The sequence below is a fragment of the Luteipulveratus mongoliensis genome (assembly GCF_001190945.1).
Lineage (GTDB): Bacteria > Actinomycetota > Actinomycetes > Actinomycetales > Dermatophilaceae > Luteipulveratus > Luteipulveratus mongoliensis.
On sequence record NZ_CP011112.1, the window covers coordinates 4,031,458 to 4,045,930 of the forward strand.

14 protein-coding genes are annotated in these 14,473 nt (G+C 68.4%); 1 reads left to right on the forward strand and 13 read right to left on the reverse strand.

The genetic code is table 11. The annotated features are described in order from the left end of the window. Nucleotides 1-39 precede the first annotated feature (39 nt). The 12 genes from VV02_RS19095 to VV02_RS19145 form a co-directional block, all read right to left on the reverse strand. Nucleotides 40-882, reverse strand: coding sequence for a carbohydrate ABC transporter permease (locus VV02_RS19095; protein WP_052594104.1), 843 nt, complete (start codon nucleotides 880-882; stop codon nucleotides 40-42). After that, the gene (locus VV02_RS19100; RefSeq protein ID WP_052594108.1) at nucleotides 875-1,846 is read right to left on the reverse strand and encodes a carbohydrate ABC transporter permease; all 972 of its coding nucleotides are present in this window, start codon (nucleotides 1,844-1,846) and stop codon (nucleotides 875-877) included. The genes VV02_RS19095 and VV02_RS19100 overlap by 8 nt, the downstream gene beginning before the upstream one ends. Beyond that, on the reverse strand, nucleotides 1,846-3,159 hold the full coding sequence (locus tag VV02_RS19105; RefSeq protein WP_052594110.1) for an ABC transporter substrate-binding protein: 1,314 nt from the start codon (nucleotides 3,157-3,159) through the stop codon (nucleotides 1,846-1,848). The genes VV02_RS19100 and VV02_RS19105 overlap by 1 nt, the downstream gene beginning before the upstream one ends. Before the next feature lie 131 nt (nucleotides 3,160-3,290). Then, entirely contained in the window at nucleotides 3,291-4,373 is a 1,083-nt protein-coding gene (locus VV02_RS19110; RefSeq protein WP_083450289.1) for a LacI family DNA-binding transcriptional regulator, read from the reverse strand. Nucleotides 4,374-4,419: 46 nt separating this feature from the next. Continuing rightward, nucleotides 4,420-4,854, reverse strand: a complete 435-nt coding sequence (locus VV02_RS19115; RefSeq protein ID WP_052594112.1) for a hypothetical protein — start codon at nucleotides 4,852-4,854, stop codon at nucleotides 4,420-4,422. 118 nt (nucleotides 4,855-4,972) lie between these two features. Further along, complete coding sequence (locus tag VV02_RS19120) at nucleotides 4,973-7,069, reverse strand: CapA family protein (protein WP_052594114.1); 2,097 nt, start codon at nucleotides 7,067-7,069, stop codon at nucleotides 4,973-4,975. Nucleotides 7,070-7,095: 26 nt separating this feature from the next. Continuing rightward, nucleotides 7,096-8,106 carry a poly-gamma-glutamate biosynthesis protein PgsC/CapC gene (locus VV02_RS19125; RefSeq protein WP_052594116.1) on the reverse strand — a complete coding sequence of 337 codons (1,011 nt, stop codon included), beginning with the start codon at nucleotides 8,104-8,106 and terminating at the stop codon, nucleotides 7,096-7,098. Next, nucleotides 8,099-9,424 carry a poly-gamma-glutamate synthase PgsB gene (gene pgsB, locus VV02_RS19130; RefSeq protein WP_052594119.1) on the reverse strand — a complete coding sequence of 442 codons (1,326 nt, stop codon included), beginning with the start codon at nucleotides 9,422-9,424 and terminating at the stop codon, nucleotides 8,099-8,101. Before pgsB ends, VV02_RS19125 begins: the two co-directional genes overlap by 8 nt. After that, nucleotides 9,425-10,291, reverse strand: a complete 867-nt coding sequence (locus VV02_RS19135; RefSeq protein WP_052594121.1) for a hypothetical protein — start codon at nucleotides 10,289-10,291, stop codon at nucleotides 9,425-9,427. Then, entirely contained in the window at nucleotides 10,260-10,400 is a 141-nt protein-coding gene (locus tag VV02_RS26500) for a hypothetical protein (protein WP_157063468.1), read from the reverse strand. The genes VV02_RS19135 and VV02_RS26500 overlap by 32 nt, the downstream gene beginning before the upstream one ends. Before the next feature lie 4 nt (nucleotides 10,401-10,404). Next, nucleotides 10,405-12,102 carry a hypothetical protein gene (locus VV02_RS26505; protein WP_052594123.1) on the reverse strand — a complete coding sequence of 566 codons (1,698 nt, stop codon included), beginning with the start codon at nucleotides 12,100-12,102 and terminating at the stop codon, nucleotides 10,405-10,407. A 126-nt stretch (nucleotides 12,103-12,228) separates the two neighbouring features. After that, the gene (locus VV02_RS19145) at nucleotides 12,229-13,215 is read right to left on the reverse strand and encodes an NlpC/P60 family protein (protein WP_157063469.1); all 987 of its coding nucleotides are present in this window, start codon (nucleotides 13,213-13,215) and stop codon (nucleotides 12,229-12,231) included. Nucleotides 13,216-13,573: 358 nt separating this feature from the next. On the opposite strand from VV02_RS19145, the gene VV02_RS19150 reads away from it, so the two are divergent. Next, on the forward strand, nucleotides 13,574-14,083 hold the full coding sequence (locus VV02_RS19150; protein WP_052594127.1) for an SRPBCC family protein: 510 nt from the start codon (nucleotides 13,574-13,576) through the stop codon (nucleotides 14,081-14,083). 16 nt (nucleotides 14,084-14,099) lie between these two features. Here VV02_RS19150 and VV02_RS19155 read toward each other — a convergent pair whose 3' ends face one another. Next, on the reverse strand, nucleotides 14,100-14,465 hold the full coding sequence (locus tag VV02_RS19155) for a hypothetical protein (RefSeq protein WP_157063470.1): 366 nt from the start codon (nucleotides 14,463-14,465) through the stop codon (nucleotides 14,100-14,102). Nucleotides 14,466-14,473 lie beyond the last annotated feature (8 nt).

Here is a 14,473-nt window from a genome sequence, read left to right on the forward strand (position 1 = left end):
CGAGACCTGTTGTGGCCGAACGGCTCTCGGACGGCACGGTCACTTCACCGCGCCTGCTGTGAGACCGGCCACCATGTAGCGCTGCAGCAGGAGGAACGCGATGACGACGGGGACGCTGACCACCAACGCAGCCGCCATGACCTGGTTCCAGTAGACGTTGATCTGCGTCGAATAGCTCTGCAGGCCGATCGACAAGGTGCGCGTCGTGTCGTTGGTCATCTGCGACGCGAACAAGATCTCGCCCCACGCGGTCATGAACGCGTAGACCGCAACGGCGATCACCCCGGGGCGGGCAGCAGGGAGGACCACGCGGAAGAGTGCACCCATCGCGTTGCACCCGTCCACGCGTGCGGCCTCGTCGAGATCCTTGGGGATGCCGTCCAGATAGCTCGCCAGCATCCAGATCGCGAAGGGCAGCGTGAAGGTCATGTACATGACAATCAGGCCGACGCGGGTCTGATAGAACACCGTGCTGCCGAGGGTCTTGTCGATGTTGACGAAGACGAGGAAGAGCGGCAGCAGGAACAAGATGCCCGGGAACATCTGGGTCGACAGCACGGCTCCGGAGAAGAGCCGCCGGCCGCGGAAGCGGTAGCGGGAGACGGCGTACGCCGCGAAGATCGCGATCAGCACGCTGAAGAACGTCGCGGTCACACAGACGATGAGGCTGTTGGCGAAGTACCGGCCGAGCGGCACGGTGCTCCAGATGTCGACGAATGGCCGCAGCGTCATGTGACTCGGCCACCACTCGAACTTGCCCTGCACATCACTGAGCGGCTTGAGCGACGTGGTGAGCAGGACGTACAGCGGGATGGCCGTGAACAGGCCGACGACCGTGATGACGACCCATCGGAAGATGCGGAACGACAGTGGATCACGCACGTCGAGACCTCCGTGAGGTGAGGAAGAGGTAGAGACCGGTCACCACGAGCAGGAAGAGGAGCAGCAGGACCGACATGGCCGCGCCGAAGCCGAAGTTCCAGCTCACGAACGAGTTGCCGTAGATGTGCAGCGAGATGAGGTCGGCCGACTTCGGCGGAGTCGGGCCGAACAGCACGAACGGGGTGTTGAAGTCGTTGAAGTTCCAGAGGAAGAGCATCAGGATCAGCACGACGTTGACCGGGCGCAGGTAGGGCAGCGTGATGTAACGGATCTGCTTCCAGACGCCCGCGCCGTCGACCGAGGCGGCGTCGTAGACCTCGTCCGGGATGTTCTGCAGTCCCGCGAGCAGCATCAGGAACGCGAACGGCCAGCACCGCCAGATCGCCACGATCGCCATCGAGAAGAACGCGTTGTTGCCGACCAGCCAGAACGACTGCCCGTCGCCGAGACCGAGCGACTTCTGGACGTGGTTCACCAGCCCGTTGTCGCGCTGGAACATGAAGCTCCAGGTCATGATCCCGGCGTAGATGGGCATCGCGTACGGCACCAGGAACAGCGTGCGCAGCAGGCCCCGACCACGGAAGCTGCGCTGCAGCACGAGCGCCGCCGAGGCGCCCACGACCCAGGAGATGAGCACCACGGCGATCGTGTAGAGGATCGTGACCTGGAAGGAGTGCAGCAGGCTCTTGCCCAGCGGGCCGTCGAAGTCCAGGGCGAGACGGTAGTTGGCCAGCCCCGCCGACGGCGCCTGCGACCAGTTGGAGATGAAGAACTGCGTGAGCTTGCGAAAGCTCATCCAGACGCCCACGAGCATCGGCCCGAAGTGGACGAGCAGCTCCAGCAGGACGGCCGGCAGGACCAGCAGGTACGGCGTCAGCCGGGGCCCGGAGAGCCGGCGGCGCCGGGGTCGCGGAGGTGGGTCCTCCGCGGCCCGAGGCGCAGCCTTCACCGTCTCGACGACCATCAGCCGGCGGTCGCCATCTTCTCCTGCGCCTCACCGAGGGCGCTCTTGATGTCAGCGTCCGTGGGCTTCTGGCCCGTCGCCGCCTTGGCGATCAGGCCGTTGACGGCGTTGCCGACGTTGGTCTCGTACGCGGCCTCTGCCGGCACCAGTGGCAGCGGCACCGACTGCGTGGCGAGGATGTCGGCGAAGGTCTTGGCCTCCGCCGGGTTGTCGGTGAACTTCACCTTGCCGCCCTTGACCACCGGCAGCGCGGTGAACGGCTGGTCGAGGATCTCCTGCTCGGCGGGGCTGGTCATGAACTTCACCATCTGCAGGGCGCCGTCCTTGTTCTTGGTGTTCTTGAACACCGAGAGGTTGATGCCCGCGACGAAGCTGGCGGTGTTCTTGTTGCCCGACTTGGTGGGGATCGGTACGACGCCGTACTGGCTGGACTTCATGCCCGCACCCTGGAGGGTGTTGTTGGCGTTGTTCTGACTCATCAGCATCGCGGCCTTGCCCTTGGCGAAGTCGCCGGGAGCCTCCGGACCGTTCTTGTACTGGACGCTGCTCTTGTTGACGACTCCGTCACTCATCAGGTCGACGTACTGCTTGACGCCCTGCACCATGCCCGGCGTCGTGAACTGCGGCTTGCCTTGTGCATCAAAGGGATCCGCGCCGTGCTGCTGCCCGAAGATGAACGCGAAGTGCAGGCTCTCGGTGTAGCTGCCGCCCTCCATCGCCATGCCGTAGACACCCTTGCCCGGGTTGGTGAGCTTCTTGGAAGCGGCCTGCAGCTCCTCCCACGTCTTGGGCGGCTGGAGACCGGCATCGGCGAACATCTTCTTGTTGTAGTAGAGCCCGTAGACCAGGCCGTAGAGCGGCACGGAGGTCGGGTCCTGGCCGGCCATGCCGCTGGTCTTGAACGAGGCATCGACGAACTTCGCCTTGCCACCGATCGCGTCGAGCGCAGCCGAGTCGAACGGCATGAACGCGCCCGTGGACTGCAGGGACGCCGCCCAGGTGTTGCCGATGTTGAGCACATCGGGACCCTTGCCGCTCGCGGTCGCCGCGAGGATGCGGTTCTGCAGGTCGGGCCAGCCGATCACCTCGACGTTGACCTTGATGCCGGTCTGCTTGGTGAACTTCGCCAGCTCGGTGGTGAGGACCTTCTTGTCGACCTCCAGGCTCGAACCCTGGTTGCTCGCCCAGTAGGTGAGGGTCTTGGCCGACCCCCCGCCTCCCGAGCTCGACGAATCATCGTCGCCACTCCCGCACGCGGCGGTGGCCGAGACGGCGAGGGCGATGAACGACGCACACACGAGACGTGTCTTCACGTGGACTCCCAGGGGATCCGGCCCGGCCTTCGCGACCTGGCGATGAGACCCACATCACACCACTGAACGGCTTACCCGGTTCAGTACCAGCGGACGCCGTTACCTGATCGTTAGCAGAATCGGGTCGACGCTCAGTCCGGCGCGGCAGCGGTGCTCTCGCGAGCCTTCAGCACGGACGCGTCGACCTGCACCCTCCCCCGATGGCTGCCTGCCACCAGGTCGAGCAGCACCTCCGCGGCGAGGCGGCCGTACGCCGGGGTGTCGCGACTCAACGCGGTCAGGCTGGGCGTCACCAGGCCCGCCAGCTGGGAGTCGTCCCAGCTCACCACGGACAAGTCATCGGGCACCCGTACGCCCATGGCCGTGGCCGCACGAATGCCAGCCAGTGCCGTCACATCGGAGGCGTAGATGATCGCGGTCGGAGGCTCGGGTCGGGTCAGCAGCTCACGGGTGCGCTCTCCTGCACCCGGCCCGGTGTAGGGCGCCTCGATCGTCTCCACGTCGATGCCGACAGCACGTGCCGCACGCCGTACGCCGCGCCGGCGCGCGCGCTCGTGGACGAACTCGGCTGGTCCCGCCAGGTGCGCCACTCGCCGGTGGCCGAGCTCTGCGAGGTGCTGGACGACCAATGCAGCGTCGCCGCCCTGATCGGTCCAAAGGCAAGGGATAGCAGCATCTTTCAGCGGCCCACCGCACAGCACCGCGGGCAGACCGACGCGCTCGACCGTGTTGACTCGAGGATCGCGGTAGCGCTCGTCGAGCAGGATCACGCCGTCGATGCGACGCTCGCCCCACCAGCGCTCGTAGGTCTCGATCTCGACCTCGGGATGGTCGCCGATCACGCGCAGCAGCAGGCTCCAGCCTCGCTCACTGAGCACGGACTCGACGCCCGCGAGGAACCTCATGAAGAACGTCTCGGTGGTCAGCAGGTCCGGTGACCTGGACAAGACCAGTCCGACGACCTTGGTCTGCGAGCCGGAGAGCGCGCGGGCGCTCGAGCTCGCGTGCCAGCCGAGCTCCTGAGCCAGTGCGAGCACCCGCTCCCGGGTGGTGGCCGCGACACCGGGCTGGCCGTTGAGGGCGTAGGAGACTGCGGCCTTGGAGATGCCGAGCTGCCGTGCCATGTCGCTCATCGTGGTGCGTCGGCCCATGGCTTCGGGCGACGTCGCCGCGGGCTCGCTCGGATCGGGTGTGGTGGTCTCGCCGGCACTCATCTGGACTCCGTCCTGCGGCCCGCGAGTGACGGGCTACGACAGGAGTTTACTTATCCAGTTCAGCAAAGCCCGCCACCGCGCCGGTACGGCGCAACCACCACAGCCCGACGACCGGCAGCACCAGGGGCACGAAGCCGTACCCCTGGCCGAAGTGCGACCAGACCGTCTTGTCGGGAAAGGCATCGGAGTCGAAGGTCGACCACAGGCCCACCACGAGGACGCCGACCAGCTCGATCGAGATCGTCACCAGGGCGATCCGTGCCGATGTCCGGTCTCCGCGGGCGAGCGCGATGGTCGCCACGATGTAGATGACCGCGGCGAGCGCGGACAGGATGTAGGACAGGGGCGCCCGGTCGAAGTATTCGCTGATCTGCAGCACCGAACGTCCGGTGGCCGCCAGGGCGAACAGGGCGTAGACCGCGACGAGCATCCGCCCTGGTCCTGAGCTGGTGCGTCGCGCGCCCGCGGTGGTCTCGTTCATCGCGGACAGCGTAATGCGGCCGGTACGACGCGGACGCGCCACCACACCCCGGCAAAGTTGGCCACCCGCACACGCATACCTGTGCCACCCACCAACTTTTGCCGGTGGGTGGCGCAGGTCAGTTGTCGCTCGAGGAGTCCTCGAGCAGCGGGTCAGACGGCTTGCGCTGCGAGCTCGGCCGGTCCAGGACGAAGCGGCCGGTGCTGTTGAGCGAGCCGCGCACGACGTCGTACTGCCGCCCGCCCTGACCGACCGGCGCCCAGGCGATGAGCCGCAGGTTGTCGACCGCAAGGCGGCGCGACTTCTGGCCGTCCGACGGCGGCGCCAGCCGCAGGAAGGGCTGGACCGCGTGGGCGTCCTTGGGAGCAACGGCGTCCAGGACCACACGGCGGCAGCCTGAGGACGTCGTATCGGTGATCGGCAGCGTGACCGAGGTCGTCTTCATGCTCTTGCCCTCGGAGCGGTAGTACCAGCGCAGCTCGAGGGTGGCTCCAGGAGACGCTCTGCGCAGGTCGGTCGTGAGTGTCAGCGACTGCCCTGGCGTGATCATCTGCCGATGGGAGGGAGTCGCGTAGACGTCCTTGGTGCTGACCGGACTGCGCAGCAGCTCGATGCCCTGGTCACTGGTGCCGTCGCCCAGCTTGCACCGCGCGCCCGTGCTGATCCGGGCGTACTTGCCCAACGTCCACAGGTCACCACCTGACGTCGTGGGATCGACGTCCTGGTCCTCGAAGGTGCCGGTGCCGAACAGCAGGTCGGTGCCGGCGCGGACGCCGCCCGTCGGTGTCGCGGCACCGGAGAACCACCAGCCGGGCGCCACCGACCGGATCTCACCCTTGCCGACCTTGACCTCCTGGGTGCTGGCGGGCGGTGCGTTGCTCGTCGGCAGCAACGCGCCCGCGCCGCCGAGCCTCGCCTGGCCGGGCACGCTGCCGGCGGCAATCCGTGCCGAGGCCTCAGCAAGAGCCCCAACCGCAGGGACCGGGTGATAGCGCTGGATCGACAACGGGTCAACCGAGCTGTAGACCGGCGCACCCTGGCGCAGGTCGACCCGCAGCAGATAGCTGGGGAACGTCGACCAGAGGTCTTGGTCGAACACCAGGTTGCCCATCGTCTCCGCGACCACCGACTTGCCGCTCTGCGTGATGCCGCCGGTCACGTGCGGGTGACCACCGATGATGGCCTGCGCACCAGCCTCGGTCGCCGCGCGGAACAAGGCGCGGACCTCGGGCGTCTGCAGCCGCTGGTACTCGATGGCGCCGTGGATCATCACCACGACGTTGGCCGCCTGCTTCTTGGCCGCGGCCACAGCGGCGCGCATGCGCGGCTCGGTGCAGAACGCAGCGCCGCCTCGGGCCGGACCGGCCACATAGGGGACGGCCTCGTCGTGCCCGTCGACGGTCGTACAGCCGAGCAGCGCGACCTTCTGGCCCGCGCGAGTGACGATCGCGGGCTTCCAGGCAGCGTTCTCGTTGGGCCCGGCGCCGAAGTGCACGATGCCCGCCTGGTCGAGGGTCTTGATGGTGCTGCTCAGACCGGGGTCGAGCGCGTCGTAGAGGTGGTTGTTGCCGAGCGAGACCGCGTCAACGCCCGACTGCTTCAGCGCCTGAGCGGTCGCCGGAGCCGAGCCGAACGCGAGGCTCTTGCTCGGGTGGTAGCGCTTGGGCCGCGGTTTGCTGGGGTCGTAGTACGGGTCGGTGACCAGGGGCGTCTCGAGGTTGACGACGGTCAGGTCGGCATCACCGAGCAACGGGGCAACAGGCGCCAAGATCTTCGCGTGGTCGGCCACGGTCGAGGTCTGCGTCAGGAGTGGCGGCTTGCCGTCGGCCGGCTCATAGTAGCGACGCGCCATCATCACGTCACCCCCGAACCTGATGCTCACGGTGTGGTCGGCCTGCGACGTGAGCTCGATCGAGACCGTCTGGTCCGGAGCGGCGGCCTGGGTGCGCGACTTGTGGCCGGGCGCGGAAGCCGTGATCAGCTCCGCACCTCTGATCGCGGCATCGAAGTGGCCACCCTCGTCGGCCACCACGGTCTCGGCGTCGGTCTTGATCGTGGCACCGGGGACCGCACGGCCCTGCTCGTCGACCACGATGCCGTCGATCGAGGAGGTGATCAGCGCCGCATCAGGCGTGGACGGCTGCCGGATGGTCATCGTGGCTACGCTGCCGAGCACGACAGCGGCGGCCAGGCCGGGCAGGACGACGCGGGTCACGCGTTGCCGGTGTGCTGCGGTGAATCTCACAGGACGGCCCCCATGTGGGTGCTGACGGCGATGAAGTTGACGGCGGCATAGACGCCGAGGCCGGCCAGCGCGGTGCCCCAGACCGTACGCTCCCAGCCCTGCCGCTGCGCGTCATTGGCGATCAGGGCCGGCACCATGAGCGTGGCGACGGTCAGTCCTCGCCACGGCGTGTAGTCGCCGTGGGAGGCCTGCTGGATGACGATCTCGGTGGTCCAGCCCACGATGCTGCCGACCAGGATCATGGTCGACACCTTGCGTCGCCCGAAGAGCAGCAACCGGGGCATCAGCACCCTGACCACCACGAACCACGTGGCCAGTGCGACACCGACCGTGAAGGCGAGGTCGGCCCAGCGCGGGCTCACGAGCGCGAGGTAGGCGCCGGTGATGAACCCGCCCGAGCGCAGTCCGGTACGCGCGAAGATCAGCATGCCCGTGAGCACGCTCAATCCGACTGCGACCACAAGGAACTCGCGCGGATAGCCGAGCACGGAGGCCAGCTGGACGGGGGAAGTGTTCTTGCCCGGCAGGATCGAGAACAGCGCGGTGATCAGCTGGACGAAGACGGCCAGCACGGCCGTCGTGATGGCGACCGCGAAGATGGTTCTGCCGGGCTTCTGGCGCGCCATGTCGTGGGCGATGATGCCCGGCACCAGGAAGCCGACACCGGTCAGCCCGAGGAACATCGGGTCGACCTGGTCGAAGAGGTGCGCGGCGTAGGTCGCCCCCATGATCAGCGTCAGGCCGACCATCACCTCGGCCTCGAACTTCCTTCTGCCGTAAAGGATCTTGCGCTTGGACAGCAGGACCGTCACGAGGAGGTAGGTGAGGTATCCGACGCCGATCGTGACGACGATCGCGAGCGGTCGGAAGACCGCCAGCGACAGGTAGGCCGGCACGATCGCGCCACCGGTCGTGAGCTGGACACGCTCGTAGAAGAGCATGCTCATGATCACGCCGAAGACGATCGCGATGCGAACGACCTCCGGGCTGGCGGCGTACTCAGCCATCGCCGCCCACCGACTGGCGGGTGCGGGTCGCTGCCCGGACGACGCGCTGGACTCCGCGCGGGGCCCGGGACGGGTCGCGGGACTCCTCGATCTCGTCGCGGTGGTCCTCGCCCCGGAGGTGCTGAAAGTGCTCGATCAGCATCTCGGCCTGCGCCGTGTGGATGTTGATCATCCCGATCAGGACGCCCTGCTGACCATCGATCAGCCGGTCGACGGTGCCCAGGATCTGTCGCAAGGACGGCTGCACGGTGTCGCCCAGGTGGTGAATCCGCTCACGGCCGTAACCGCGCTCGACCATCACCTTGGTGACGTTGTCCTCGAATGCACCGAAGGTGATCACGTGGTCCAGGTGGTGCGACAGGTCGTCGGGCACCATCTCGGCGAACAGCTCGGCCCGGCGTCCGCGGTCGCGACGGTTGTTGAGGATGCCGATGACCGTGGCGTTGGGCGGGAACTGGGCGCGCAGCGTGTCCAGCGTCAGCACCACGCTCTCGCGGTCGTTGGCCGCGAACATCGGCACCCACAGCACGTCCTTGCCGTGGATGTCGTAGGTGTTGAGCCGGACGACACCGACGTCGGGCACCGACTTCCACATGCCCTCGAGCGCCGCCTCGCGGCTGACGCCGAGCAACCGCCCGACGGCGAGGCCGATCGCGACGTTCTCCCTGAACTGGAGGTAGTCGAAGCCGCGCATGTCCGCGTCGGAGACACCGGCGGGATCGGCGTACAGCAGTGTGCTGCCACGCTTCTCGGCGTTGCGTCGCAGTCGCTCGCGCAGGTCCGGACGGTCCTCGGCAGTGACGAGTACGCCGCCGGTCGGGATCGTCGTCGACAGCGAGTCCGCGATCTCCTCCAGCGTCTCCCCCATCTCCTCCTGGTGGTCCTCACGCACGTTGGTGATGACGGTGATGTCGGAGCGGACCATGTAGTCCTCGGAGTATTGCTGGTAGAGCGGCCGCACCGCCATGCACTCCATCACCAGCGCCTCGACCTCGGGCGTGACGTGCTCGGCCACGATGTCGATCTGCTCGTTGATGGTGGGCGCACCACGTCGCTGGATCCGCGTCTCTGCGCCGGTCGGCGCGATGATCCGTGCCGCACTGCCGGTGGTCTTGGCGACCGTGACGAAGCCGCCCTCGCGCAGCACACCGGCCAGCAGCCGGGTCACGGTCGACTTGCCACGGATGCCGTTGACGTGGACGCGGACGTCGAGCTGCTCGAGCCGGCGGTTGTGCCCACGAACGGTCACATGCCAGTAGAAGAAGAGGGCTGCGGTGGCCACGACCAGCACACCGAGCCCACAGACCTGTGAGAGCACCTACCGACCGCCGCTTCGTTCGTACGACGAGGGGTCGGCCGACGCCTGCGCGGCGGCCAGGAGGGCCGCACCGGTGGAGTGCTGCTCATCGAGGAGGACGAGGCCGGCGTGCAGCTCGGCGCAGTCGGACAGCGCTCGGCGATCGCCGGTGACGCGGTCGGCGAAGGTGGACCGCGTTGCTGCGTCAACGATGGGTCCGACCTGCTCCCACGCCGCGGCGAGATCGGTCTCGGGCAGAATCGCGCCGATCGTGCGCTCGGACACCATGAACGGCACGTCGGAGCTGCGGGCCAGACTCTCCACCAGTCGGGCCAGGCTGCGTCCGAGTCGCGTGCGCGAGCCTTCGTCGAGCGTGGTGTCGGTGATGTGCACCGTGATCACCAGCAGGCTGAGCGGCGTGCTGCCTCGCTGGGCGCGCGCGACTTCTTCGTCCAGGCGCACCATCGCGGCCGAGCTGGTCAGCAGTCCGAGTGACCCGACGGCAGGTGCCGCATCGGGCACGGCGCGGACCTGGTGAGTGCCCCGGGCCAGGCTGCGGATGCTCGCGCCCAGCTGGCCGGCGACCCACGACAGCACGAGCATCGCTCCTGCCGTCGTCAGGATCGTGAAGAAGTGGTCAGAACCCCAGAGCCCGCGAGCACGGAACAGGAAAACCGCAGCGGCGGCCGCACACAGTCCGACGCACAACGCGATGAATCCGTCGACGCACAGCGAGATCAGCAGCGCGCCGAGCGCGATCAGGATGAGCCCGAGCCCGATGGTGGCCGTCTGACCGCCCGCGATGAACGCCACAGCGGTCGCGGTGCCGGCGCAGAACAGGATCAGCGCATGCTGGTCAGTCCAGGCGACTCTCCGTCGACCGCTCATGGTCGTCTCCCTTCGCGAATCGGATCCGTGCCGCGATGAAGACGACGAGGAACAGTGAGGCAGCAAGGCTGGTACGCGCCACGGCGATCAGCCAGTCGGTCTTGTCCATGTGCTCAGCCCAGGTCCAACGGCCATTGAGCGGTGAACGAGGTGTGCTCGCGTCCCGAACGGGCCTCGAATGCGTCGGCGTGCACGACGTTCTCGAACGACGTCACGCGCAGCTGAGCGGGCGGAGCCGTACGCCGACGACGACTCGTGTGACAGGCCTCGGCAAAGCGCGCGGCGAGGCGGGCCAGCTGTGCCGCGGTGAGCTGCTCCCCTGAGAACCAGGCGGTGAGTTGCACGCTCAGCCGGCCTTCGATGCTGGTGGAGTCCTCGGCCCGCACCCCGACGCCGAGGCGGACCGTGCGATCGAGCGATGACTCGACGGCACTGGACAGCAGCATGGTGACGGCGCGCTGCACGATGCCGGGGTCGGCGGAGACGGTGAGCGAGTCGTCGATGAGGTCGACATCGACCCGGCTGCCCGGGTGCGCCTGATAGACCCCAGCCACTGCGGCGTCGATCACGGCAGGCAGGTCGAACATCGTGCGGGTCCGCGGGCGGGCCGGGTTGCCCTCGAGGTGCGTCCGCAGCCGGGCGCGGCTGCGCTCCACCTTCGCGAACCGCTCCTGGACCGCGGCTGCATGACGGTGGAGGACCTGGTCCTCACGCCGCTCGACGTGGTCGAGCAGCGCACTCAGGGAGTCGGCCGCACCGGCAACCTCGTCGGCGAGCGAGAGGCTGCGGTCTCGCAGCTCGGTGTCATCGCCCTGGGTGACCGGCTGTGTGCCTCGGGTGACTGGCTGGGTGCCCTGAGACCACTGGGTGTCCAGACTCGGCCGCAGGTTGGTGGCGGCATTCGCCTCGCGCAAGATCGAGCTGAGCGGAACCGTCGGATCCTTGATCGGGCGGGCCGCCTTGGGCGGCACATCCAGCCAGCGGTAGTCCGCGGCAGGTTCTGGCTGCGTAGTCGGCGGGGTGGGAAGCGTCCGTGCCTGGGTCTGCGGCGGCGGCGGCTGGTGCCGGGCTGCAGGTGCGGACGGCGCTGGGGTCGACGGTGCCGGAATGCGCGGCGCGGGCGCCGGGCGCGAGGCCTGGACCGGCGAGGCGCCGGACGTCGTGGGTCGCTGCGGAAGGATCACCATCGTGTCGTCGGCTGCGGCCCTACGCGGCGTCGGCGTAGCAGGCGTCGGTGCGGGGCGCGGCGGTGCAGCGGGCGCCGTCGACGCGGGAGCAGATCCGGAGGGCGTCGGCGTCGGCGCGCGGTAGGTGTCTACGGGCTCGTACGTCGGCGTCGGCGCGCGGTACGTGTCCACGGGTTCGTACGTCGGCGGAGCAGGACGCGGCGCAGGCTCGCGAGTCACCGTGTAAGACCGCAGCTCCCCCGCGATCAGCCGTCCGAGCTCACTGAGCTGAGCCGACTCACCCGGGGACGCCGCACGCGGTGTCCGGTCCAGCACGGCGATGACACCGAGCAGGCTCTGGTCGGAGGCGACCACGTGCTGCACGGCGCGTACGGCGACGCCCTCGAGCATCAGTCCTGGCGACACCGAACCCTGGAGCATCGGAACCGACAGTGAGGACGGCGCAGCGAAGACGGACCGGCGTGCGCCGAGGTCGACCATGACGGCGTCACCGGTGACGGGCGCGAACACCACGATGGACGCATCCACAGCGTCGGCGACCAGCCGCGGGACGGCGGAAATGGTCTCGCTCGCGCGGTCGGTGAGCTGGGTGGCACCGGCAGAAGGCACGTGTGTCGTCGTCATGAAGCAAGGTCCCCCGTGAGAAGCCCCCGACAGGCCAACGGTCTCGGCGAACGATGGTACGAGGCAGTAGAGCTTTTGCCTAAAGCGTGGCCGGGCCGACTCTGCTCGAGCTGCATCAGATCTCCCTCAGAAGCGCCTAGCGGTGCGGAATCCACGGGTGAACATGCTGTCGCCATCCAGCACCGACTTGCCCGCGACATCGCCCATCGTCGGACCGTCCGGACCCCCTCGGCTGGAGATGAAGCGGTGCTTCCCCTCGCTGTCGATGCCGAGGAAGATGCCGGAGTGGTCGATACCAGGCTCCGCGTCGGTGATGAAGTAGACGGTGTCGCCCGGCAGCAGCGCGCCGAGACTGGCCAGAGCCGGCCGGACGTTGCGGTCCGGGATCACCGAGATGCCGGGACCGTAGGCCGCCATCGCGTATGCCCGCCGCGGCATCGCCGGCCCCGGTCGCGGCTCGCTCTTGCTCATCAGCGGGAGGCCGAGGCGGTAGCCGAAGACCATGCGCAGGTAGCCCGAGCAGTCCATCGCGCCGAGGCGAGCCTTGTCAGCGGGCTTGGTGCGGCCGTCCGGGAAGGTCCACGGCACACCGAGGTAGTCGTAGAAGTCGGAGGCCTCCAGCCGCAGCGCGCCCACACCGGGCGGACCGAACGAAGCGTTGCCCGCATAACGGCGCCCGTGGGTGTCGACGATGTCGCGGGCGCCCTGGATGTATTGCATCGCGATCCCGAGGATGTCCGGCTTGGTGTCCTGCAGCGCGGTGACCAACCACGGCTTGGCCCACCCCTGCTCGGCACCGGCGGCCCACGGCTGCGGAGCGAGGCGCGCCCAGGTCGTGCTCGTCACGGTCGCCCCGGTGCCCTCGGGCTCGGCGAAGACGCGCTTCGGCCCGACCAGCGTGACGGTGCGCGCCTTGTCGGTGAACGTCGCCACGAGACGCTTCTTCTCGTCGTGCACGAGCGTGCGGGCCGGGTTCGCGGCGCGGGTGTAGGTGAACTTCTCCACGTCGAATGAGAGGGGCGCTGCCGTCGTCGGGGTAGCGGTCGGCGTCGTCTCAGCTGCGGCGGGGAGAGCCTTGAGTGAACGCAGAGCCTGGTAGGACGTACCGGCCATGGCCACACCGGCCACCAGCCCCAGGAGGTCGCGTCGACTGACTCTCGATCGTGGAGCAGTGGTTCCGTGCCGCACTACCGCGTCCCCCTCGTGGGCTCGTGCTGCAAGGGACACATGTGACGGTGGCCGCCCCCGCGGACCGCCGTCGTGCCTGGCGTGGTGCCTTACAGCGTCGTCGTGCCCAGGCGGGACAGCCCGGGCACCTCGCGCAGTTTAACCGCTATCCCACTACCACTCCGACGAACGACACAAGTCGACATCAGTCGGCCGATCATGGACGCCGTGCCCGAGCTCACCTCGGGTTACCGTCGGGTAGCACCGATGCGCACGTGCGTCGTGGCGAACCGAAGGAGTTGGCATGCCAGCAGGGCGCACCATGACCGTGTCCGACAGCGTGGTCATCGCAGCAGATCCGCAGACGCTGTACGACGAGATCAGCGACCCCCGGCACATGGGTCGGTGGAGCCCGGAGAACACCGGCGCCGACGTGACCTGGGCGCACGAGGGCGAGGCCCAGGTCGGTGCCCAGTTCGTGGGTCACAACACGCGCGGCCGGCTCAGCTGGGAGACGCGCTGCCGGGTGACGGCAGCCGATCGCGGGACGCGCTTCGCCTTCGAGGTCTACCGGATCGGGCTCGGTGTGCCGGCGCTGCCCGCCAAGATCGCGACCTGGTCGTACGACTTCGAGCCAACCGCGGAGGGCACGCGCGTCACCGAGACCTGGACCGACCGGCGTACGGGCTGGCCTGACTTCGTCGCGGCGCGCTTCGACCGCGCGGTGACGGGTGGTAAGCCGTTCGCGCAGTTCCAGGAGGGCAACATCGCCACGACCCTGGCGCGGCTGAAGGCCGACTTCGAGTCGCGCTGAAGGGCGCCCAGCGCGGTCAGCCCTGGCCGTTCCAGATCTGGACGAGCCGGGCGACCATCACGAGCAGCCCGAGCGCTGCCACGAGCAGCACGCCGGTGCCCCACCGCGACTCGCGCTCGGCGATGGCCCAGAACCCCGCGACCGGCAGCACCGCCACCAGACCGGCGAGGTAGGCGATGAACAGACCGGCCGACATCTGCGGGTCGCCGTCACCGCTGCGCACGATGCCGACGACGAGCTGGATCACGATGAGCGCCTCGACCACGCACCCGACATAGAACGTCGGGTTGTCGATCGGCCGGCCACGGACGGTCGACAAGGCGGTCATCGCAGCAAGGACGACGAGCGCGGCCACGAGGGCGAAGGTCAAAGGCGCGAGCACCGACACAT